The organism is Duganella phyllosphaerae, assembly GCF_001758785.1.
Lineage (GTDB): Bacteria > Pseudomonadota > Gammaproteobacteria > Burkholderiales > Burkholderiaceae_D > Rugamonas > Rugamonas phyllosphaerae.
In genome coordinates this window covers 26343-48026 of record NZ_LROM01000054.1, presented here as the reverse complement: position 1 = coordinate 48026, position 21684 = coordinate 26343, and the positions used below count along the sequence as shown (strand labels likewise).

General features: G+C 62.6%; 17 protein-coding genes, 3 tRNA genes and 2 pseudogenes. 7 read left to right on the top strand and 15 right to left on the bottom strand.

The genetic code is table 11. The features are described 5' to 3' along the window. Nucleotides 1–102: 102 nt before the first annotated feature. The 5 genes from DUPY_RS05070 to DUPY_RS05050 form a co-directional block, all read right to left on the bottom strand. Nucleotides 103–178: transfer RNA gene (locus tag DUPY_RS05070), tRNA-Ala, on the bottom strand. A 48-nt stretch (nt 179–226) separates the two neighbouring features. After that, nucleotides 227–302: transfer RNA gene (locus tag DUPY_RS05065), tRNA-Glu, on the bottom strand. Nucleotides 303–324: 22 nt separating this feature from the next. Next, nucleotides 325–400 (bottom strand) — tRNA-Ala (locus tag DUPY_RS05060). Nucleotides 401–485: 85 nt separating this feature from the next. Beyond that, on the bottom strand, nt 486–1895 hold the full coding sequence (gltX, locus tag DUPY_RS05055; RefSeq protein ID WP_070246747.1) for a glutamate--tRNA ligase: 1410 nt from the start codon (nt 1893–1895) through the stop codon (nt 486–488). 61 nt (nt 1896–1956) lie between these two features. Further along, a complete protein-coding gene (locus DUPY_RS05050; protein WP_070246746.1) occupies nt 1957–3078 on the bottom strand; it encodes an alanine racemase in 1122 nt (373 codons plus the stop codon). 85 nt (nt 3079–3163) lie between these two features. Here DUPY_RS05050 and DUPY_RS05045 point away from each other — a divergent pair. Continuing rightward, a pseudogene (locus DUPY_RS05045) lies at nt 3164–3924 on the top strand (ornithine cyclodeaminase family protein). A gap of 45 nt (nt 3925–3969) precedes the next feature. Here the strand turns inward: DUPY_RS05045 and apbC are convergent. After that, nucleotides 3970–5058, bottom strand: a complete 1089-nt coding sequence (apbC, locus tag DUPY_RS05040; protein ID WP_070246745.1) for an iron-sulfur cluster carrier protein ApbC — start codon at nt 5056–5058, stop codon at nt 3970–3972. A gap of 133 nt (nt 5059–5191) precedes the next feature. Between apbC and metG the strand changes: the two genes are divergently transcribed. The 3 genes from metG to DUPY_RS05025 all read left to right on the top strand — a co-directional run bounded on the left by metG (nt 5192) and on the right by DUPY_RS05025 (nt 10197). Continuing rightward, nucleotides 5192–7363: a methionine--tRNA ligase gene (gene metG, locus DUPY_RS05035; RefSeq protein WP_070246744.1), complete on the top strand. Its 2172-nt coding sequence runs from the start codon at nt 5192–5194 to the stop codon at nt 7361–7363. 441 nt (nt 7364–7804) lie between these two features. After that, nucleotides 7805–9538: an extracellular catalytic domain type 1 short-chain-length polyhydroxyalkanoate depolymerase gene (locus DUPY_RS05030; RefSeq protein ID WP_070246743.1), complete on the top strand. Its 1734-nt coding sequence runs from the start codon at nt 7805–7807 to the stop codon at nt 9536–9538. A gap of 260 nt (nt 9539–9798) precedes the next feature. Beyond that, the gene (locus tag DUPY_RS05025) at nt 9799–10197 is read left to right on the top strand and encodes a hypothetical protein (protein ID WP_070246742.1); all 399 of its coding nucleotides are present in this window, start codon (nt 9799–9801) and stop codon (nt 10195–10197) included. A gap of 168 nt (nt 10198–10365) precedes the next feature. On the opposite strand, the pseudogene DUPY_RS05020 reads toward DUPY_RS05025, so the two are convergent. Further along, nucleotides 10366–10521 (bottom strand): annotated as a pseudogene (locus DUPY_RS05020) (EamA family transporter); the annotation flags it as partial. Between the two features lie 145 nt (nt 10522–10666). Between DUPY_RS05020 and DUPY_RS05015 the strand changes: the two are divergent. From DUPY_RS05015 to panC, 3 genes are read left to right on the top strand one after another with little or no spacing between them, the layout of a single operon-like run. Further along, the gene (locus tag DUPY_RS05015; RefSeq protein WP_026636982.1) at nt 10667–10876 is read left to right on the top strand and encodes a DUF3460 family protein; all 210 of its coding nucleotides are present in this window, start codon (nt 10667–10669) and stop codon (nt 10874–10876) included. A gap of 19 nt (nt 10877–10895) precedes the next feature. Then, a complete protein-coding gene (locus DUPY_RS05010) occupies nt 10896–11756 on the top strand; it encodes a segregation and condensation protein A (RefSeq protein ID WP_070246740.1) in 861 nt (286 codons plus the stop codon). A 20-nt stretch (nt 11757–11776) separates the two neighbouring features. Beyond that, nucleotides 11777–12616 carry a pantoate--beta-alanine ligase gene (panC, locus tag DUPY_RS05005; protein ID WP_070246739.1) on the top strand — a complete coding sequence of 280 codons (840 nt, stop codon included), beginning with the start codon at nt 11777–11779 and terminating at the stop codon, nt 12614–12616. 13 nt (nt 12617–12629) lie between these two features. On the opposite strand, the gene DUPY_RS05000 is transcribed toward panC, so the two are convergent. From DUPY_RS05000 to cheA, 8 genes are all read right to left on the bottom strand, one after another. After that, nucleotides 12630–13856, bottom strand: coding sequence for an EAL and HDOD domain-containing protein (locus DUPY_RS05000; protein ID WP_070246738.1), 1227 nt, complete (start codon nt 13854–13856; stop codon nt 12630–12632). 56 nt (nt 13857–13912) lie between these two features. Beyond that, nucleotides 13913–14302, bottom strand: coding sequence for a chemotaxis response regulator CheY (gene cheY, locus DUPY_RS04995; RefSeq protein WP_008450066.1), 390 nt, complete (start codon nt 14300–14302; stop codon nt 13913–13915). 143 nt (nt 14303–14445) lie between these two features. Next, entirely contained in the window at nt 14446–15519 is a 1074-nt protein-coding gene (locus DUPY_RS04990) for a protein-glutamate methylesterase/protein-glutamine glutaminase (RefSeq protein WP_070246737.1), read from the bottom strand. A gap of 18 nt (nt 15520–15537) precedes the next feature. Beyond that, on the bottom strand, nt 15538–16134 hold the full coding sequence (gene cheD / locus DUPY_RS04985) for a chemoreceptor glutamine deamidase CheD (RefSeq protein ID WP_070246736.1): 597 nt from the start codon (nt 16132–16134) through the stop codon (nt 15538–15540). A 9-nt stretch (nt 16135–16143) separates the two neighbouring features. Then, on the bottom strand, nt 16144–17010 hold the full coding sequence (locus DUPY_RS04980) for a CheR family methyltransferase (protein ID WP_070246735.1): 867 nt from the start codon (nt 17008–17010) through the stop codon (nt 16144–16146). Nucleotides 17011–17043: 33 nt separating this feature from the next. Next, nucleotides 17044–18807 carry a methyl-accepting chemotaxis protein gene (locus tag DUPY_RS04975; protein ID WP_070246734.1) on the bottom strand — a complete coding sequence of 588 codons (1764 nt, stop codon included), beginning with the start codon at nt 18805–18807 and terminating at the stop codon, nt 17044–17046. A gap of 128 nt (nt 18808–18935) precedes the next feature. Then, nucleotides 18936–19424 (bottom strand): chemotaxis protein CheW, encoded by a 489-nt coding sequence (locus tag DUPY_RS04970; protein WP_070246733.1) that lies wholly within the window; start codon nt 19422–19424, stop codon nt 18936–18938. Between the two features lie 12 nt (nt 19425–19436). Further along, nucleotides 19437–21641, bottom strand: coding sequence for a chemotaxis protein CheA (gene cheA, locus DUPY_RS04965; protein ID WP_070246732.1), 2205 nt, complete (start codon nt 21639–21641; stop codon nt 19437–19439). Nucleotides 21642–21684 lie beyond the last annotated feature (43 nt).

The window sequence follows — 21684 nt, the reverse complement described above, 5'->3', positions numbered from 1 at the left end:
AACCCCCGTACTCACCGTGAAAGGGTGATGTCCTAGGCCTCTAGACGATGGGGACCTTGGCACTACGGTAAAACTGTTTACATCGTTTCGTCTTTGCGCTGTTGGTGGAGGTAAGCGGGATCGAACCGCTGACCTCTTGCATGCCATGCAAGCGCTCTCCCAGCTGAGCTATACCCCCCCGGGCGCAAAAACATTGACTACTTACTGCTACCAACTTTGGCGAAGCTGGCGTCCCCAGGGGGATTCGAACCCCCGTACTCACCGTGAAAGGGTGATGTCCTAGGCCTCTAGACGATGGGGACAGTGTCTGTGCTCTCTACGCAGTGGTGGAGGTAAGCGGGATCGAACCGCTGACCTCTTGCATGCCATGCAAGCGCTCTCCCAGCTGAGCTATACCCCCGTTTGCGCGAGAGACAAGAGTATAGCAGAGGCGCCGTATTATGCAAATACCCTTTTGCAACTTTGCCCCTGCAATCTACTAATATTTAAAGAAACTTTGCCACGCGCGCCACAACGGTCTCGCGACCGAAGATTTCCAGCACCGCGTCGATCGCCGGCGTCTGCAACTGACCAGTCAGGAACAGGCGCAGCGGCATCGCCATCTGCGGCATCTTCAGGCCGTTCGCCGCCAGCACTTCCTTGATCATGGCGGCCAGCGCGGCCTTGTTCCACTCCACCGTCTGGCAACGCTCGGCAAACTGCGCCAGCGCGGGCTTCACCGCATCGGTCACGTGCTGGGCCAGCAGCGCGGCGTCGGGTTGCGGCGTGCGGAAGAACAGCATCGACGCGTCGGCCAACTCGTTAATAGTGTTGGTGCGCTCCTTCATCAGGCCCAGCACCACTGCCAGCGCCGGCGCGCCATCGAACTCGGCGCCGTTATCGAGCATGCGCGGCCGGGCCAAGCTGGCCAGGCGTTCGTTGTCGGCCTGCTTGATATAGTGGTTATTGAGCCAGTTCAGTTTTTCGATGTTGAACTGCGCCGCCGAATTGGACAGGTGGCTGCCGTCGAACCATTCGATCATCTGGGCCATCGAGAACACTTCCTCGTCGCCATGGCTCCAGCCCAGGCGCGCCAGGTAGTTCAGGATCGCTTCGGGCAGGTAGCCTTGCGCCGGATAGTCCATCACGTTGACGGCGTCCTTGCGTTTGGACATTTTGGCGCCGTCGGAACCGAGGATCATCGGCAGGTGGCCGTACTCGGGCAGCGGTGCGCCGATGGCGCGCAGGATGTTGATCTGGCGCGGCGTGTTGTTGACGTGGTCGTCGCCGCGCAGCACGTGGCTGATTTCCATATCGAGGTCGTCGATGGCCACGCAGAAGTTATACGTCGGCGTGCCGTCCGGGCGGGCGATCACCAGGTCGTCCAGCTCTTTGTTACCGATGGTGATCGAGCCCTTGACGAAGTCGTTCCAGGTCACTTCGCCATCGAGCGGATTCTTGAAGCGCAGCACCGGCTTGCGGCCTGCTGGAATCGCCGGCAGGGTCTTGCCCGGCTCCGGGCGCCAGGTGCCGTCGTAGCGCGGCTTTTCGCCGGCGGCGCGCATGCGCTCGCGCATCGCTTCCACTTCTTCGGGCGACGAATAGCACTGGTAGGCAGTGCCGGCTGCCAGCATTTGCGCCAGCACTTCGCGGTAGCGGTCCATGCGCTGCATCTGGTAGAACGGGCCTTCGTCGTGACCGAGGCCCAGCCACTCCATGCCTTCGATGATGGCCTGCACCGCTTCGGGCGTGGAGCGTTCCAGGTCGGTGTCTTCGATACGCAGCACGAAGGTGCCGCCGAAGTGGCGGGCAAAGGCCCACGAGTACAGCGCCGTGCGGGCGCCGCCCAGGTGGAGATAGCCGGTCGGGCTGGGGGCGAAACGGGTGCGGACTGGTTTGGCTGGTGCGTTGGTCATCGGATTCTATAAAGCTGAGGTAGAAAGACCGCTATTTTACAGCCTTGCTTCCCCAATGCCGTCACCAGCCGCTGAAACGCTGCCATTTGCGCGGCGCGCCACCGTCCTGCGGCAAGACATAATAGAAGGGATGCTGGGCGCCGGTGGCGCAGGCGTGGTTGGGCACGATGCGCAGGCTGCTGCCGACCGGGTACCGCGCCGCCAGGTCGATTTCGGCACCGGTCCATTGCAGCACGCCGTGTTCCTGGTTGGCCTGATCGAATGCGAGTTCCGCGATGGCGTTACAGTCCGCGTCGCAGACCATGCCGTAGCCGTAGTCGCGCGCCTGCTTCTGCGTGCCACGGTCGCGGCTCATTGCCATCCAGCCGGCGTCGGTGATGATCCAACCCTGGTCAGGCCGGTGGCCAATCACCGTACACAACACCGACAAGGCGATGTCGCCAACGCGGCACACGCCCACGCCGGCCATCACCAGGTCGAAGAACACGTACACGCCCGCCCGCACCTCGGTCACGCCCTCGAGGTGAACGGCCGACAGCGCGGTGGGCGTGGACCCGACGCTCACCACTTCGCACGCATGGCCGGCCGCGCGCAACCGCTCGGCCGCATCGACGCAGCGGCTGCGCTCCTGCTCGGCCATGGCGGCCAGCGCCTCGGGCGTGCGCAGGTCGTACGAGCTGCCGGCGTGCGTCATCACGCCCTTGAAGCGCGCGCCGCCGCGCAAGTTTGCGGCCACGTCCAGCAGCAGCGGATCTGCCGGGGCGATGCCGGAGCGGTGGCCGTCGGTATCGACTTCGATCAGCACGTCGTAGCACACGCCGTTTTGCACGCCGTGACGGGCGACGTGCTCGGCCATCGCCACCGACTCCACCAGTAACGTCAGGCGCAGGTCGGCGCGCAGCAGGCGCAGCGCATGATCGAGCTTGTTGGGCACGATGGCTACCGCATACAGGATGTCACTGATACCTGCCTCGAAAAACTGCTCGGCCTCTTTCAGGGTGGACACCGTGATGCCCTGCGCGCCTGCCGCCAGCTGGCGCCTGGCCACTTCCAGGCACTTGCTGGTTTTGACATGCGGACGAAATGCCACACCCAAGGCACTGAGCCGCTGCTGCATGCGCGCAATGTTCTGCTGCATGCGCGCATGCAGCAGCAGCGCCGGGGTTTCCAGGTTCAACGACATGATGACACTCCAGTTGGATCTAATAAAGACATTTTATCTATTTTTAGATAAACTGCCAAACATTATCTTATAACGAGAAATCCTCATGCGCGATATCGCCCAATTGCTGCTGCTCGACCGCGACGCCATCGCCGCCCTGCTCTCCACGGAGCTCGCCCTCACCGCAGTGCGCGATGCGTTCACGCTGCACTGCCAGCGCGAAGGCCGGGTGTTTCCGGTGGTCCGTGAAAAACTCGCCGATGGCGTGTTCGGCATCAAGTCGGGCCACGTGGCGCGCAGGTGGCAGCAGCCTTGCGCGCCCTGCCCGCGCTGATGTCGGTGCGCTACGTCTCGCGCGATGGCAAGCCCCATGCCCGGTTCGAGGCTGCGCTGGCCGAGGTACTGTGCAATGCGCCTGACTTGCCCGAACCGTCCGGCGTGCGCTGCATAAGCCACGCGCCGGACGCCGGTGCGGCCGTGGCCGACAGCGACGTCATCATCACTGCGACGCCGGGCGGCGGCGCTTTATTTAACATGGAGGCCGTTCAGCCCGGCACGCACATCACTGCTGTCGGCGCCGATACGCGCGGCAAGCGCGAGCTGCCCGATGGCTTGCTGGCGCGCTCACGCGTGGTGGTCGATGATCGCGCGCAGGCGCAGGCGCTGGGAGAGATGCAATGGGCAGACGACGTCGCGTGCCTGGAGCTGGGCAATGTGCTGACCGGCAGTGCATTCACGCGCGCGGCAGACGACGTGACGGTATTCGATATGACGGGATTGGCGTTGCAGGACCTGGTGCTGGGAGAGTATTTGTATGGTGCGGCGGTCGCGCAGGGACTGGGCAACAGCGTGGCATGGCCGTGGTAGGCGCTGCCTGAGGCTGGCGGAGTGGCGCCGCCAGCCTTGTCATCGTCAGTCGTTCTTGATGACGATGCTCGGGAACTTGCTGGTCATGTCCTTGGCCTTCTCCGCCACCTGCACCGCGATTTTGCGGGCGATGTCTTTATAGATGGCAGCGACCGGACCGTCAGGGTCGGCCACCACGGTCGGCTTGCCGGAATCGGCCTGCTCGCGGATCGACATGGTCAGCGGCAGCGCGCCGAGGAAGTCCACGTTGAAGTCCTTGCACATCTTCTCGCCGCCGCCGGCGCCGAAGATTTCTTCCGCGTGGCCGCAGTTCGAGCAGATATGGGTGCTCATGTTTTCCACGATACCGAGGATCGGAATGCCGACCTTCTCGAACATTTTCAGGCCCTTGCGGGCGTCGAGCAGCGCGATGTCCTGCGGCGTGGTGACGATGACCGCGCCGGTGACCGGCACTTTTTGCGACAGGGTCAGCTGAATGTCGCCGGTACCCGGCGGCATGTCGACGATCAGGTAGTCGAGGTCGCGCCAGTTGGTCTGTTCCAGCAGTTGCTGCAACGCCTGCGTGACCATCGGGCCGCGCCAGACCATCGGCTCGTCCGGGTCGATCAGGAAACCGATCGACGATACCTGCACGCCGTGGTTTTCCATCGGTTCCATCGACTTGCCGTCGACCGTCTGCGGACGACCGGACACGCCCAGCATCATCGGCTGCGATGGGCCATAGATGTCGGCGTCGAGCAGGCCGACCGACGCGCCTTCGGCCGCCAGCGCCAGCGCCAGGTTGACGGCGGTGGTCGATTTACCCACGCCGCCCTTGCCCGAGGCAACGGCGATGATGTTCTTCACATTGGGCATCAGCTTCAAGCCGCGCTGCACCGTGTGGGGAATGATCTTGGAACTCACGCCGACGCTGATATTGCCGGCGCCAGGCAGGGCCTTGATGGCGGCGATGACGTTGCGGCGGATGCTGTCGACCTGGCTCTTTGCTGGGTAGCCGAGCTCGATGTCGAGTGAAATATCACCATTATCAACCTTCAGATTCTTCACGGCCTTGCCGCTGACGAAATCTTTCGTTGTATTTGGATCAATAACTTGCGACAGGGCGGCTTTGACTGCGTCTACTGTGATGCTCATGAGGCTCTCCGTGAAATATGCGCCCATTCTAGCGCATCGCGGCAAAAATCCCCGGGCGCCGGTCCGGCGGGATGACCGCCAACCCGAACCGCTGTTAAAATGCTTGTTTTCCCACCCACAAAGTGCATCAACCATGACCCGCAAGCTGTTCGTCACCACTGCCCTGCCCTACGCAAACGCCGCTTTCCATATTGGCCACATGATGGAGTACATCCAGGCCGACATCTGGGTCCGGTTCCAGCGAATGCAGCGCGACGGCGACCAGCAGCGCATCGTGCACTTCGTGGGCGCCGACGACACCCACGGTACGCCGATCATGATTGCCGCCGAAAAGGAAGGCATCACGCCGCAGGAATTCGTCGCCAAGATCGCCGCCGGCCGCGCCCAGTACCTCGACGGCTTCCACATCGCGTTCGATAACTGGTACTCGACCGATTCGCCGGAAAACGTCGAACTGTCGCAAGGCATCTACCGCAAGCTGCGCGATGCCGGCCTGATCCAGACCAAGATCGTGCCGCGCTTCTACGACCCGGTCAAGGGCATGTTCCTGGCCGACCGCAACATCAAGGGCGAGTGCCCGGTATGCCACGCGAAAGACCAGTACGGCGACAACTGCGAAGTGTGCGGTGCAGCCTACCAGCCTACCGAACTGATCAACCCATTCTCGGTGTTTACCAACGCTACGCCGGTGCTCAAGGATTCGGAACAGTATTTCTTCAAGCTGTCCGACCCGCGCTGCTACCAGTTCCTCAAGGACTGGCTCAACACGCCCGGCCGCCTGCAGCCCGAAATGGTCAACAAGGTCAGCGAATGGCTGGGCGAGTCCGGCGAAAAGCTGGCCGACTGGGACATCTCGCGCGATGCACCGTACTTCGGCATCCCGATTCCCGACGCACCGGGCAAATTCTTCTACGTCTGGCTCGACGCGCCGGTAGGCTACCTGGCCAGCCTGAAGAACTACTGCGAAAAACAGGGCATCGATTTCAATGGCCTGCTCAATGATCCTGCCACCGAACAGATCCACTTCATCGGCAAGGACATCGTCTCGTTCCACCTGCTGTTCTGGCCTGCCATGCTCAAGTTTGCCGGCCACCCGGTGATCGACAAGCTGAAGGTCAATGTGCACGGCCACCTGACCGTCAACAACGAAAAAATGTCGAAGTCGCGCGGCACCGGCATCTCGCCGCTGCGCTACCTGAACCTGGGCATGAACCCGGAGTGGCTGCGCTACTACATCGCCTTCAAGCTCAATTCCAAGGTCGAAGACCTGGACTTCACCGGTGACGATTTCGTCGCCCGCGTGAACAGCGACCTGATCGGCAAGTTCGTCAACATCGCCAGCCGCTGCGCCGGTTTCATCGCCAAGAAGTTCGACGGCAAGCTGGCCGAAACCCTGTCGCCGGGCGCGCAGGAATGGATCAAGCGCGCGCTGGTCACGCCCGAAGGCGTGGAACGGCAAGCCAATATCGCCGCCAATTTCGAGGCCCGCGAATACGGCAAGGCGCTGCGCGAGATCATGGAAATCGCCGACATCACCAACCAGTACGTCGACGAAAACAAGCCGTGGATCCTGGCCAAGGACGACGCCAAAACCGCCGAACTGCACGACGTGTGCACGGCCGCGCTGATCCTGTTCCGCCAGCTCACCATCCTGCTCTCGCCAGTGCTGCCAGGCGTGGCGGCCAACGTGGCCAAGTTCCTGGGTGACGGCCAGCTGGTGTGGGCCGACACCATGGTCGCCAATGGCGCTGTCTCGCAAGCGATGCTCGGCCGCACCATCGGCGCCTACACGCACCTGATGACGCGCGTGGACGCCAAGATGATCGAAGAGCTGTTCGATGCACCGAACCAGCAAGCAGCGGCCCCGGTTGAAAAACCGGCCAAGCCAGCCAAGCAGGCCGCCCAGGCTGCAGCTGCGCCTGCGCCGGTGGTGCCGATGCCCGAAGGCGTGGAAGAACTGGCGCCGCAAATCTCGATCGACGACTTCGTCAAGATCGACCTGCGCGTGGCAAAAATCGTCAACTGCGAACACGTGGAAGGCTCCGACAAGCTGCTGCGCCTCACGCTCGACGTGGGCGAAGGCCGCCTGCGCAACGTCTTCTCGGGCATCAAATCGATGTACCAGCCGGAAGACCTGGTGGGCAAGCTGACCGTCATGGTCGCCAACCTGGCGCCGCGCAAGATGAAGTTCGGCGTCTCCGAAGGCATGGTATTGGCCGGATCGGCCAAGGACGAAAAAGCCAACCCTGGCATCTACATCCTCACTCCATGGCCAGGTGCGGAACCTGGTATGCGCATCCGCTGATTCCCCGCCTCCTCGCCAACCGCCCGCCATGGGCGGTTGGCATCGTTCCCACTCGCGGACGAGTAATACTCCTACTTATTCCAGAAAAAACTTGTGAAATACTGCTCGCCGACGCCACTCCAAAGGTGGCGCCGAACGCGAAATTGAGGTGACGACTTGCGATCCAAGCGCACTCAGCAGCATAACCACAACGTCTGACTCAACCAGACTCCGCCGGCGCCAAATCAGGTCCTTCCGATGCGCCAACTGCTCAGACCGCCTTATTTTATAAGGCGCGCTTTCAATTTCTCCTTTACAGCATTTTGTTGAGTCGCGCCAATCACGCACGCAACAGTAGAACTACGGGGGAGCTTGTATGAAAATTCTCGTGGACTAATATTTCCTCAGCCATTCATTTTTTGGCTGGGTTAGCACACCATTCTTTTTATAACGGAGACCATCATGACTCACCAGATCCAGCGCACGCTGTGGCACGCGCTCGTCTTAATCCTTCTATGCTGGGCCTGGCCCTCGTGGAGCGCAACCCCGGGCCCCGGCAAGTGGAGCGCGCAACAAACCTGGGCCGCCGACAGCGTCAACGGCGGCAACCTCACCGGCTTCTTCTACTGGCCAGCAAGCGAACCCAAGATTGGTGGCAAGCGGGCGCTGGTGCTGGTCCTGCACGGCTGCAAGCAAACCGCTGCCGGCGACGTCGTCAACGGCAACGACGGCGGCTACAACTGGTCGGCCATGGGCGACCAGTACGGCGCCGTCATCGTGGCGCCCAACGCCACCGGCAATGTCTATTACCTCCATTGCTGGGACTACGCCAACACCAGCCATACCCGCGCGTCCGGCCACGACAAGGTGCTGCTCGACGTGGTGGACCGCTTCGTCAAGGATCCGCAGTACCAGATCGATCCGAACCAGGTGTACGTCACCGGCCTGTCGTCGGGCGGCGGCGAAACCATGGTGATGGGTTGCCTGGCGCCGGACGTGTTTGCCGGCTTGGGCATCAATGCCGGCCCGACCCCGGGCACCACGACCATCCAGATCGGCGGCGTGCCCTCCGGCTACACCGCCAGCACCGCAGCCTCGCGCTGCAAGGCCATGGCCGGCAGCGCTGCCGACAAGTTCAGCACGCAGATCGCCGGCGCCATCTGGGGCACGTTCGACTACACGGTGGACCAGAAGTACGGTCCGCTGGCAACGGAAGCGATGCGCATCGTCTACGGCAGTTCGTTCACCCCGAGCGCGGCGGAAACCGTGCCTGGCGGCGGCACCAACATTCCTTACCGTGACAGCAACGGCAAGGTGCGCACCCACGAAATCACGGTCGCCGGCATGGGCCACTCGTGGCCGGCCGGCCCTGGCGGCCAGAACGTCAACTTCGTGGACAACACCAAGGTCAACTACCCTGCCTTCGTGATGGATTTCTGGTACAAGAACAACCTGCGCGTGGGCACCAGCGTCGGACCGGAAATGAAATCGTGCACGGCGGCCGGCATCAGCACCACCAGCGCCACCGTTAGCGGCGCAGCCACCGGCGACGTCAAGAACTACACGGTCGTGCTGAACGGCCCCACCGCCGTCAACGACAACGCCGCCGGCGCCGGCGCCAACTTCAACAAGACCTACAACCTGGCCGCCGGCAACTACAGCGGCACCGTGACCGCCACCGACACCGCCAACCGCACTTCGGCTGCCTGCAACATTGCGCAGTTCTCGGTCGGTAGCGAGCCGGCGCTGACGCCACCGACCGGCATCACCGCCGGCGCGGTCACCGACACCGCCGTGCCACTGACGTGGACCGCCGCCGGCGCTGCCACCGGCTACCAGGTGTACGTCAACGGCGCCCGCGTGACGACCGAGCCGGTAGCCGGCACCGCCTACACCGTCAGCGGCCTGACCGCCAACACCGCCTACACCATCACGGTGACCTCGGTGGGCAATGGCGGCGAGAGCGCGCAGTCGGCGGCCCTGGCGGTGACCACCACCGCCGGCAACGGCGGCTGGACCTGCACTGCGGTCACGGCCAGCAACTACGCCCACGTGCAGGCGGGCCGCGCCACCGTCAAGTACGGCGTGGCCTATGCCAACGGTTCGAACGACCTGATGGGACTGTCGAGCCTGTACTTCCGCAGCACGCTGGCCCAGACTGCCCAGGGCTTCTACAAGGTCGGTAACTGCCCGTAAGCGTGGTGGGCCGAACCCCGCTCGGCCAAGGCTGGGGTCGGACCCTGATCAGGGTCCGACCCCAGTTGCGTGGTACCGCATGGGTGGGGCTGGTACGTCATATCACCGTTGCGTGTCGTCACCGACACTTGGTTTTAATGGGACCAGGACGGCAATCCGGCGCCGCGTCGTCCGACGTTGTCATGAGCGTGAGTCCTACGGTTGAACTCGGAAGGAGATGGAATAATCAAGCCTCATTCAACGCAACAAGAGGAGCCGACATGAACACCAAGACTACCGCCAAGATGACCGCACTGATCGCCACCCTGTGCATGAGCGCCAGCGTGTTTGCGCAAAACTCGGCGCTGACGCCTAACCAGCTGAGCCCGCAAGAAGCGGCACCGATCAGCACCACGTCGGTCCAGGCTGCCTCCACCACCGGTGAGCTGCACCCCACCCTGCCGAGCCACGCTGCCACCCAGACCGATCCGCAACAACGCTACCAGACCCGCCAGGACGCCAAAATGGCCTCGGCCCAGTACAACGCCGATGTGAACTGCGTTGACGGCGCCGTTGCCACCTCCTCGCCTTCGCAAACGGCTGCCAACGCCGGCAAACACGATAACCGCCTGGCAAAAGCCGATTGCCAGCGCGCCAACGCACGCCCGATGGTTCGCTAAACAGCGATCGCACTCCATCGTGACGAAGCCGCCCCGGGCAACCGGCGCGGCTTCGTGCGCGTTCCGTACTCTTAGCGTACGCTTACCGGCACGAGTGTCAGCGCCGCGCCGACACCATGGTACCGGCCACGATCAACGCGAACGCCGCGCCGTGGTAAAGATGCGGAACAGCAAGATCAAGCCTGCAATCGTCCAGCGCAGCAGGTTGAGCAGCACCTGCGGCACCATATGGTGCACCAGTCGGCCGACGATGGCGTTGCCGGCCCATGGCAAGGGTGGCAAGGTCAGCAGGAAGATGGCGCGGGAGGTCAGGCGCACGGTCATGGCTTTATCAGGGTTATAGATTGGCAACTTTTATGCGGGGAGCTTAACCCATCGTGCCAACCGCCGCCCGGCGCAGCGATCAAATTCGCCCGGCAAGGCGCTGGCGCGGTAAAATAGCCGTTGCTAATCCACTCATACGGACGATATGAAACTCTCTAAACAACATTCGATGTACGAATCCGACCACACCCTGTTCATCAAAGAGTTGAAAGCGAAGAATCCGGCGATCGAAGCCGGTCAGCAGCAAGGCCGCGCCCTGCTGTGGGACCGCCCGCCGATCTCGCTCGACGAGCAGGAACGCCAGCTGAAGTCGGCCGTCAAACAGCAAGCCTACGTGTACCAGAACAAGCTCTGATCACACCCGGGCGGCAGGCATGTTGCCAGAACCAGCGGCCGATGTCATACCGGTGACGCCGGGGACGCCGGCAGGCGCCGAGGCAGAGGCGACCGTCGATGCGTCCGGTTTCGCGCGCCTGTACGGCGAGCCGCTGCTCAAGCTGCCCAACGACCTGTATATTCCGCCCGATGCGCTGGAAGTGTTCCTCGACGCGTTCGAAGGTCCGCTCGACTTGCTGCTGTACCTGATCCGCAAGCAGAATTTTAATATTCTCGACATACCGATGGCGCAGCTCACGCTGCAATACCTGAAGTACGTGGACCAGATCCGCAAGTCCAACCTGGAACTGGCGGCCGAGTACCTGCTGATGGCTGCCATGCTGATCGAGATCAAGTCGCGCATGCTGCTGCCGCAGCGCCAGAGCGACCTCGATATCGAAGCGGACGATCCGCGCGCGGAGCTGGTGCGGCGCCTGCTCGATTACGAGCAGATCAAGCTGGCCGCGTTCGACCTGAACGCCCTGCCGCAGCTCGACCGCGACTTCGTGCGCACCCAGATCCATATCGAGCAAAGCCTGGTGACCGTGCTGCCCGACGTGGCGCCGGTCGATTTGCAGCAGGCCTGGCTCGACGTGATGAAGCGTGCACGACTGACCCAGCACCACAAGATCAGCCGCGAGGAACTGTCGGTGCGCGAGCACATGACGGGTATTCTGCGGCGTCTGCAATCGACACGCTTCGTCGAGTTTGCCGACCTGTTCGACGTCGCTGGCGGCGTACCGGTGGTGGTGGTCAATTTTGTCGCCCTGCTCGAGCTGGCCAAGGAAACGCTGATCGAAATCACCCAGGCCGAACCGTTCGCACCGATCTATGTCCGGCTGGCCTACTCGCCAGCCTGAAATGTTTACAGAAATCACCCATGAAAATCATCACCACCATTGAAGAATTGCGCGATCAGCTCAGCGGTCAACTGCGCACCGCCTTTGTTCCCACCATGGGCAACCTGCACGAGGGCCACCTGTCGCTGATGCGACTGGCGCGCAAGCATGGCGATCCGGTGGTCGCGTCCATCTTCGTCAACCGCCTGCAGTTCGGCCCCAACGAAGACTTCGACAAATACCCGCGCACCTTCCAGGCCGACGTGGAAAAACTGGAAAAGGAAGGCGTGTACGTGCTGTTCGCGCCGACCGAGAAGGACTTGTACCCGGAGCCCCAGGAATTCCGCGTCAACCCGCCGTCCGACCTGGGCAATACGCTCGAGGGCGAGTTCCGTCCCGGCTTCTTCACCGGTGTCACCACCATCGTGCTGAAACTGTTTTCGTGCGTGCAGCCGAAGGTGGCCGTGTTCGGCAAGAAGGATTACCAGCAGTTGATGATGGTGCGCAACATGAGCCGCCAGTTCGCGCTGCCGACCGAGATCATCGGCGCGGAAACCTATCGCGCCGAGGATGGCCTGGCGCTGTCGTCGCGCAATATGTACCTGTCGCAGACCGAGCGAGCCGAAGCGCCGGTGCTGTTCCAGACCCTGAATTTTGTCGCTGAGGAAGTTCGCGCCGGTCACCTGGACGTGTTCGAGGTCGAGCACAAGGCGATGGAAAACCTGGCGCAACGCGGCTGGCAGCCCGATTACGTGTCGATCCGCAAGCGTATCGACTTGCAGCCGCCAACCGCCGGCGACCTGGCGCAGGGCGCGCCGCTGGTGGTGCTGGCGGCGGCCAAACTTGGTGGTACGCGGTTGATCGATAACCTGGAAATTTGAACCAGCGTAAAATTCAAGCCGCCATCTGCTGCGCCCACGCCAGCGCCTGCAAGTGGGCCTGGTTGATTTCTTCCGGGCTCAGCTTGAGTGAAATCGCCAGCGCCGCCACCAGGTCCGAGTTCAGCTCGCACGCCTCGGCCAGCGCCAGGTACGGCCCGTAGCGCCCGCTGCGGGTCAGCAGTGCCTCGATCACTTCGTCCGGCAACTGGATCGCGCCCAGCACCTCTTCCATCGTCATGCCCAGCAAACGGTCCAGCAGCGAAAACATGCCGGCCACGAATACCTGTTCGGCCTCGCTCCTGCCCAGCGTATCGCGCGCCAGCAGTTCGGCCAGGCGGCCGCGCACCACCGCCGTTTCCAGCAGCACCGGCGAGTAGCCGCTGGTGCTGGCCGTTGCCAGCAACAACGTCAGCCAGCGGTGCAGCGGCGCATAGCCGAGCAGGGTCAGGGCCTGGCGCATCGACTGCACCTCGCGCCCCGCCCCGAAGCCGGACGAATTAATAAATCGCAACAGCTTGTACGACAGCGTGGGATCGCGCTTGAGCACGGCCTCGATCTGGGCCAGGTCGGCGTTTTCCTTCACCAGTTGCATCAGTTGCAGGATGATGGCCTGGGCCGGGTTGACGCCGCGCGTGGTCGTGCCCGGCCGCGGCGTCAGGTGCAGCTTGCCGACGAAGGCGTTCAGGCCCAGTGCGGCGCAGGCGTCGAAGTCGGCCCAGTTGCTCACCGGGCGCGCTACCATGGTCAGCCCCGACTGCTTGAGTGCCGCATACGCGCGCGCCTGCGTGGCCACGTTCGCGCTACTGAACCGTACTTCCACGAACGACGCCAGCGACGCCAGGCGCAGGCCGGCCGGGGCGCGGGCAAAGTTGCGCAGCAAGATGCCCACGCCGCCGGCGCGCAATGCGTGCACCGCTTGCAGGGTGTCGGGATGGTCCAGGGTGGCGGCCGGCAGCGACAGCACCGTGCGCGACGGCGGCATTCGATGCAGGGCGTCGGCCGAGAGCATCTCGGGCACGGCTTCGAGGAACAGTATTTTATCGAGCAGGAGCCAGGACTCGCCGTCGTCGCCACCGATCACGTGGTTGGCGACAAACGCCAGCAGGGACTCCAGCGCAGGCGCCGGGGAGGCGCTGCCAGTGGCCGCATGTTGCGGCTGTTGCCAGGACAACTCATACCCGACCACCCGCTGCTGCGGGTCGAGCAACGGCTCGCGAACCAGGAAATGGGTGTGGTGCATGACCGTCCGTGGGCAGGATGTCGAGCGTAGTCGGGACGGGCCCGACTACCGAAGTATTACGCGCCCAGCTTTTCGAAAATCTTGTTCAGTTTTTCGTCCAGGGTGGCGGCGGTGAACGGCTTGACCACGTAACCATTGGCGCCGGCTTGCGCGGCGGCGATGATGTTTTCCTTCTTGGCTTCGGCGGTCACCATCAGCACCGGCAGCTTGGCCAGGGCGGGGTCGGCACGAATGTTTTGCAACATCGTCAGGCCGTCCATGTTCGGCATGTTCCAGTCCGAGACGACGAAGTCGAACGACTCGGCGCGCAGCTTGGCCAGCGCCATGACGCCGTCTTCCGCCTCGTCGACATTGGCATAACCCAGTTCTTTCAACAGATTTCGGACGATGCGACGCATCGTCGAAAAATCGTCAACAACTAAAAATTTCATCTTTGGATCAGCCATGAATTACTCCGTTGTTTCTTTACGCGGTTGTTAATATTGCCTACGAATTCCAAGCAAGTTGTAGGATAGCATTTTCGTTGCTCCAAGGCGAACAAAGTCGCAGTAAAACGTCACTGCAACCACATTTACACCTTTTAGACCCCTTAGACCCGCAATGCGCGCATGCCGTGCTGCGCAAGATAACCTAGTACCATGCCCGGCAGCGCCGTCAGCGCACCGACCTCGTGCGCGGCGCCGATGGCAATCGCTTCGCGCGGCATGCCGAACACCACGCAGCTGGCTTCGTCCTGGGCGAAATTATACGCGCCGGCATTCCTCATCTCCAGCATGCCGGCCGCGCCGTCCTTGCCCATGCCGGTCAGGATCACGCCCACCGCATTCTTGCCGGCCGCCTGCGCCGCCGAGCGGAACAGCACGTCCACCGAGGGCCGGTGGCGGTTGACCGGTTCGGCCTGGTCGATTTTGGTCATGTAGTTGGCGCCGCTGCGGGTCAGGTACAGGTGCGAGTGGCCGGGCGCGATGTAGGCGTGGCCCGGCAGCACCCGTTCGTTACCCTGCGCTTCCTGCACAGAGATCTTGCACAGCGAGTCGAGCCGCTTGGCAAACGAGCGGGTAAAACCTTCGGGCATGTGCTGGGTGATCAGGATGCCGGGGCAGTCCGACGGCATCTGCATCAAAAATTCGCGGATCGCTTCGGTGCCGCCGGTGGAGGCGCCCACGATGATCAGTTTTTCCGACGACAGCAGCGGGTTGCGTAGCGCTGAGAGCGGCACGCTGCCCTGGGCGGTGCCGGCTGTCGGCAGCGTGCGCGCACGCACGCGGGCCTTGGCGGCTGCACGGATCTTGTCGGAGATCAGGTCGGTATATTCGCGCATGCCGGCCTGGATCGAGATCTTCGGCTTGGTGACAAAATCGACCGCGCCCAGTTCCAGCGCGCGCATGGTGATCTCGGAGCCACGCTCGGTCAGCGACGACACCATCACGACCGGCATCGGCCGCAGGCGCATCAGCTTTTCCAGGAAGTCGAGGCCGTCCATCTTCGGCATCTCGACGTCGAGCGTGAGCACGTCCGGGTTGTGCTGCTTGATCAGCTCGCGCGCGACCAGCGGGTCGGGCGCCGTCGCCACCACTTCCATGTCGGGTTGGCTGTTGATGATCTCGCTCATGACACTGCGGATCAGCGCGGAGTCGTCGACGATGAGAACTTTGATCTTCATACGTGTGCTTTCTACAAATTAAAACAAATCGATTTCGCCACCGACCGGTGCTTTCTTCAGGCGGCTCGCGTACTCCACTTCGCGCTTGACCAGCGTATCGTTATGGGTTTGCATCAGCTTTTTCACCAGCACCTTGCCGGTACGCGGGAAGAAGTACACCTTGCGCGGATGGATGTCGTTCAGGTCCTCGGCCACCACGCGGATGCGTTCGGTCTTCAGGAAGCTGAGCACGAAGGCGGCATTGCGTTCGCCGACGTTGATCGCCGTAAAACCTTTCAGCACGGCGCCGCCGCCGAAGACTTTCGCCTCCAGGTTCTCGCGCTTGGCGCCGGCCTTGAGCAGGTCGTTGATCAGGATTTCCATTGCGTACGTGCCGTAGCGCGCCGAGGCCGAGACCGGGCTGCCGTCGCCGCCGCCGTCGGGCAGCATGAAGTGGTTCATGCCGCCCAGGCCGGTCACGCGGTCGCGGATGCAGGCCGATACGCACGAACCCAGCACGGTCACGATCAGCATGTCCTTGTTGGTGAAATAGTATTCGCCCGGCAGGATCTTGGCCGCTTCGCAATCGAAGGTGCGGTCGTAGTACAGATTCGTGGCAAATTGTTCGAGGTCCATGGCAGCTCTCTAGGTGCGGTGCGGCGCCTTGGCCGCGGTCCGGTTTTTTTCGTCGAGCTCGTACACCGTCTTGCCGCGCAGCTTGAGCGCATCGGACACGTACAGGAAATTCTCGGAATGACCCGCGAACAGCAGCGCGTCCGGCTTCATCAACGGCACGAACCGCGACAGGATCTTGCGCTGGGTGTCCTTGTCGAAATAGATCATGACGTTGCGGCAAAAAATCACGTCGAACTGGCCGCTTACCGGCCAGCTGTCGGCCAGCAGATTGAGCGGCTTGAAAGTAATCATGTTGCGCAGCTCCTGGCGCACGCGGGCCTGGCCTTCGCGCTCGCCCTTGCCTTTCAGGAAAAAGCGGCGGCTGCGCTCAGGGCTCATCTTGTCGAGCCGGTCCATCGTATACACGCCGTTGGCGGCGTGGGCCAGCACGTTGGTGTCGATGTCGGTGGCGATGATGTTGCAGTTGGGCGTGAGCGTGTTGAACGCCTCGCACACGGTCATGGCGATCGAATACGGTTCCTCGCCGGTGGACGCGGCCGAGCACCAGATGTTCAAGGTGTCGCGCTTGCCCTTGATATGGTCGGCCAGCAGCGGGAAGTGGTGCGCCTCGCGGAAGAACGACGTCAGATTGGTGGTGAGCGCATTGGTGAATGCCTCCCACTCCTCGCCCAGGCGGCCGGCTTCGAGGTCGTCGAGGTACTTGGCGAACGATGCAATACCGGTGGCGCGCAGGCGTCGCGCCAGGCGGCTGTACACCATTTCCTGCTTGCTGTCGGCCAGCGAGATGCCGGCGCGTTTATAGATCAGGCCGCGCACGCGCTCGAAGTCCCGGGCATTGAAATCGAACTCTTTAACGGTATCTTTACTGTGCGGCATGGTGTGTCCTTGGATGTTGCATCAATGCGTAGTTCAAAACTCTTCCCATTCGTCAGCCTGCGGCTTGGCGATGGGTTTCGGTGTACTCTTGGGTGCGGCCTTGGACACAGCCTTTGGTGCAACCTCGGCAGCAGCAGCAGCAGGCTTGGCAGCGGCAGCCAGGCGCGCCGCCGGCTTGGCGGCAGGCCTGCTGGCAGCGGCCACCGTTGCCACACGGGGCGCAGCAGCCGGCGCAGCCCTGTGGCCGCCATCGCTGGCCAGCTTGAAGATGCTGACCGCACGCCCCAGGATCTCGGCCTGCTCCGTCATGCTCTGGGCAGCGGCGGCGGCCTCTTCCACCAGTGCGGCGTTTTGCTGGGTCATCTCGTCCATCTGGCTGATGGCCTGGTTGACCTCCTCGATGCCGTTGCTTTGCTCCTGGGTGGCGGCGGTGATCTCGCCCATGATGTCGGCTACCTGGCGGATCGAGGTCACCACCAGGTCCATGGTCTGGCCCGCTTCATCGACGAGGCGGCTGCCGGCATCGACCTTGTCCACCGAGTCGCTGATCAGTTCCTTGATCTCGCGCGCAGCGCCGGCCGAACGCTGCGCCAGGTTGCGCACCTCGGAGGCCACCACCGCAAAGCCACGGCCCTGCTCGCCGGCACGCGCCGCTTCCACGGCCGCATTCAAGGCCAGGATATTGGTCTGGAAGGCGATGCCGTCGATCACGCCGATGATGTCGACGATGCGGCTCGAGCTTTCCTTGATCGAGCCCATGGTGGAGACCACTTGCGAGACCACGTTGCCGCCCTTCTCCGCCACCGAAGAGGCCGAAACCGCAAGTTGGTTGGCCTGGCGCGCATTGTCGGCGTTCTGCTTGACGGTGGACGTCAGCTCTTCCATCGACGACGCGGTTTCTTCCAGCGAGCTGGCCTGGGTTTCGGTACGGGCAGACAGGTCGGCATTGCCGGCGGCAATTTCATGCGCGGCCGTGGTGATCAGTTCGGAGCCGGCACGCACCTCGCCTACCGTGGTGGCCAGGCTCTGGTTCATGTCGCGCAGCGCCTGCAACAGTTCGCTGGTTTCGTCGCGGCCCACCACGACAACTTCCGTGGTCAGTTCGCCGGACGCCACGCGCTGCGCCACCACCACCGCGCCGGCCAGCGGCACCGTGATCGAGCGGGTGATCACCACCGCGCACACCACGCCCAGGGCAACCGCTGCGGCGCCGAGGCCAAACAGCAGATACATCAGCGAGCGCACGGCGCCTTCCGAGCTGCCGATGACCTGGTTCGAGCTGGCCAGCTGCAGGTTGACCAGTTTATTGATTTGGCCGAGCGTTTGCTGGTTCAGCGGGTCGATCCGGCCCGACAGGATCTTGGCCGCGCCTTCGGTGTTGAACGCCAGGATTTGCGCCAGCGCTTCCTTGAAGGCGCTGTCGGTCTGGCCGTCGAGCTTGCTGATCTCGGCCAGCACGCCCTGCTCTTCGCCCGATAAACCAAGGGTTTTCAGGTCGGCCAGCGCCTTTTCGTACAGCGCGCGCTGATCCTTGACCTTTTGCTCTTCTTTCTGCATCAGGCTGACGTCCGATTGCAGGCCAATATTGCGCATGGCGATGCCGGTCTCGAGCATCGCACTTTTCATGATGCTCGCTTGCAGGTTCTTGGCGCTGGCGACGGTGAGACCGTTTTCCAGGCGCTTGCTGTTGTTGTAGTTCAGGTAGTTGGTCAGCAAGACCATCACCACCAGGATGGCCAGGATGGCCCCAAAGCCGACACGCAAGCGCGTGCCGATCGTGACATCGCGTAAATTCATCTCTGTTCCCCCGTTACTGCAGTGTTTTACCCACCGGAGACGTCCACGCGGTGGTGATAGGTGTTCTTCTGGCGCACCCTCTGTGGGGCGCGCCGCGGGCAGGGACGCGTACCGCTTTGGGGCTGGGTTTAGGCCGCCACTTGTTCCATCAAGCCCATGTCTGAGCTCAGCATCAATTTGTCGATATTTACCAGGATCAGCATGCGCTCATCGATGGTGCCCAGGCCGATCATGTAGTCGGAGCTGAAGGCGGTGCCCATCTCGGGCGCGGGCTTCACCTGTTCCGGCGTGAGCGTGGTCACGTCGGACACCGAATCGACCACCATGCCGACGATGCGGCCGTTGATGTTCAGAATGATCACCACGGTGAACTGGTCGTAGATCGGTTCACCGAGATTGAACTTGATGCGCATGTCCACCACCGGGATGATGATGCCGCGCAGGTTGATCACGCCCTTGATGAACTCGGGCGCGTTGGCGATACGGGTGACGGCTTCGTAGCCGCGAATTTCCTGCACCTTCAAAATGTCGATGCCGTACTCTTCCGAGCCCAGCTTGAAGGCCAGGTATTCGTGGCCGGCGATCTCGTTCGCGCCTGTGGTCAATGCGTCGGACATGGTAATTCCTCTCTACGAAAAAATCTGTTCATCGGCCAACTGGCGCGACGAGCGTATCAGGGCGGCAACGTCGAGAATCAGGGAGACGCCGCCGTCACCCAGGATGGTGGCGCCGGAAATGCCGGCCACCTTGCGGTAATTCGATTCCAGGTTCTTGACCACCACCTGCTGCTGGCCCACCAGGTCGTCGATGAACAGCCCGGCCTTGCGGCCCTCGGTTTCGATGATGACCACGATGCCCTGGCTGGGGTCGGTAAAGCGCGGGGTGATGTCGAACATCTGGTACAGCGGCACCAGCGGCAGGTACTCGCCGCGCACCTTGATCACGCGGCCCTTGCCGCTGATTTCTTTCACGTCTTCCGGCGTCGGCTGCAGCGATTCGATCACGAAGCCCAGCGGCAGGATGTACACCTCCTCGCCCACCTTGATCGACATGCCGTCCAAAATCGCCAGCGTCAATGGCAACGAGATCGAGATCGTAGTGCCGAAACCCTTGGCCGAACGGATATCGACCACGCCGCCCATGGCGGTGATGTTTCGTTTCACCACGTCCATGCCCACGCCGCGGCCCGACACGTCGGTGACGGTTTCGGCCGTGGAAAAACCGGGCGCGAAGATCAGTTGCCACACTTCCGGGTCGGTCATGCTGTCGCTCACGGCCAGGCCGTTCTGCTGGGCCTTGGCCAGGATCCGTTCACGGTTCAAGCCGCCGCCATCATCGGACACTTCGATGACGATGTTGCCGCCCTGGTGCGACGCCGACAGGAACAGGCGGCCGGCGTCGCTCTTGCCAGCGGCGCGGCGCGCAGCCGGCATTTCGATGCCGTGGTCGATCGAGTTGCGCACCAGGTGCGTCAAAGGATCGACGATGCGCTCGATCAGGCCCTTGTCCAGTTCGGTGGCAGCGCCGTTGGTGATGAAGTCGACTTTTTTACCGAGCTTGGCCGCCAGGTCGCGCACCATGCGCGGAAAGCGCGAGAACACGAAGTCCATCGGCATCATGCGGATCGACATCACCGCTTCCTGCAAATCGCGGGTGTTGCGGGTCAGCTGGCTGACACTGTTGAGCAGCCGCTCGTGCTTCATCGGGTCGAGCGTATCGACGCGCTGCTCGATCATGGCCTGCGTGATCACCAGCTCGCCCACCAGGTTGATCAGCTGGTCCACTTTTTCGATCGAGACGCGGATCGACGACGATTCGGCGCCGGCGTGGGATTTTTCCTTTTCTTTCTCTTCCTTCTTGGCAGCCTTTTTCTCTTCTTCCTGCACCGTCACCGGATCGCTGACGATGCCGGCGGCCGCGCGGATCTGTTCCAGCGGCTGGAAGAAACCGTAGCCGCGCGCATCGTCGCTGGCGGACTGCGCATTGGCGCGGATTTCATCGAGCGGCTGGAAGAAACCGTAGCCTTCCCCGGCGCCACTGCTTGCAGCGTCATTGTCAGGATGCAGCGGCACGGCGTCGAAGAAGCCGTAACCGAGATCGCTCTCGACCTTGTTGCGGGCCGCGTCTTCCAGCTGCTGCTGGGCGGCGTCAAGCGCCGGCAGCTCGGTGACGATCATGTCTTCCGGGTTGAGCACGAACGAGCAGATGGCGATGATGTCGTCCAGGCTCTCGTGGGTGGTCACTACCATGGCGTTGCGGTCGCGGTCGAGCGGCGTGATCGACACGTGGCCCATCAAGCCAAGCTCGGCGCCCAGCGCGGTCACTTCGCGGTGATCCATCACCGGCAGCTCCAGGCGGTAGCGGCGGCCGCCGCTGTGGTCGACCACCTGGGTATCGGCCGCGCCGAACGACGCCACGGCCACCGGGGCCAGCGCCGCCACCGGCACGTTTTCCGTCAGCGAGTGCAGCACCATGCGGATATTGCCCACCGCGTCCTGGTCCACTTCACTGCCATGGCGATGGCCGTCCAGCTGCATCTTTAGGATGTCCTTGGCGGCCAAAAACGCATCGACGTGTTCGGACGTCAGCGCCATTTCGCCCTTGCGGATACGGTCGAGCAGGGTCTCCAGGATGTGCGTCACTTCGGTCATGTCGGTCACGCCGAACGTGGAGGCGCCGCCCTTGACAGAGTGGGCAGTGCGGAAGACGGCGTTGAGATCCTCGGCGTCGGGGGCATCGATATCGACGGCCAGCAACAACCTTTCCATTTCAGCCAGCAGTTCCTCGGCCTCATCGAAAAAGACCTGGAAAAACTGGCTTATATCGATGGTCATGGTGATACTCCGTAAAGTTCGCTCAGCATCATTGCATGCGCCC

Excerpts from the sequence above, each read along its gene's own strand:
- gltX (WP_070246747.1), bottom strand. The coding sequence starts at position 1,895 with ATGACCAACGCACCAGCCAAACCAGTCCGCACCCGTTTCGCCCCCAGC.
- DUPY_RS05050 (WP_070246746.1), bottom strand. The coding sequence starts at position 3,078 with ATGTCGTTGAACCTGGAAACCCCGGCGCTGCTGCTGCATGCGCGCATG.
- apbC (WP_070246745.1), bottom strand. The coding sequence starts at position 5,058 with ATGAGCATCACAGTAGACGCAGTCAAAGCCGCCCTGTCGCAAGTTATT.
- metG (WP_070246744.1), top strand. The coding sequence starts at position 5,192 with ATGACCCGCAAGCTGTTCGTCACCACTGCCCTGCCCTACGCAAACGCC.
- DUPY_RS05030 (WP_070246743.1), top strand. The coding sequence starts at position 7,805 with ATGACTCACCAGATCCAGCGCACGCTGTGGCACGCGCTCGTCTTAATC.
- DUPY_RS05025 (WP_070246742.1), top strand. The coding sequence starts at position 9,799 with ATGAACACCAAGACTACCGCCAAGATGACCGCACTGATCGCCACCCTG.
- DUPY_RS05015 (WP_026636982.1), top strand. The coding sequence starts at position 10,667 with ATGAAACTCTCTAAACAACATTCGATGTACGAATCCGACCACACCCTG.
- DUPY_RS05010 (WP_070246740.1), top strand. The coding sequence starts at position 10,896 with ATGTTGCCAGAACCAGCGGCCGATGTCATACCGGTGACGCCGGGGACG.
- panC (WP_070246739.1), top strand. The coding sequence starts at position 11,777 with ATGAAAATCATCACCACCATTGAAGAATTGCGCGATCAGCTCAGCGGT.
- DUPY_RS05000 (WP_070246738.1), bottom strand. The coding sequence starts at position 13,856 with ATGCACCACACCCATTTCCTGGTTCGCGAGCCGTTGCTCGACCCGCAG.
- cheY (WP_008450066.1), bottom strand. The coding sequence starts at position 14,302 with ATGGCTGATCCAAAGATGAAATTTTTAGTTGTTGACGATTTTTCGACG.
- DUPY_RS04990 (WP_070246737.1), bottom strand. The coding sequence starts at position 15,519 with ATGAAGATCAAAGTTCTCATCGTCGACGACTCCGCGCTGATCCGCAGT.
- cheD (WP_070246736.1), bottom strand. The coding sequence starts at position 16,134 with ATGGACCTCGAACAATTTGCCACGAATCTGTACTACGACCGCACCTTC.
- DUPY_RS04980 (WP_070246735.1), bottom strand. The coding sequence starts at position 17,010 with ATGCCGCACAGTAAAGATACCGTTAAAGAGTTCGATTTCAATGCCCGG.
- DUPY_RS04975 (WP_070246734.1), bottom strand. The coding sequence starts at position 18,807 with ATGAATTTACGCGATGTCACGATCGGCACGCGCTTGCGTGTCGGCTTT.
- DUPY_RS04970 (WP_070246733.1), bottom strand. The coding sequence starts at position 19,424 with ATGTCCGACGCATTGACCACAGGCGCGAACGAGATCGCCGGCCACGAA.
- cheA (WP_070246732.1), bottom strand. The coding sequence starts at position 21,641 with ATGACCATCGATATAAGCCAGTTTTTCCAGGTCTTTTTCGATGAGGCC.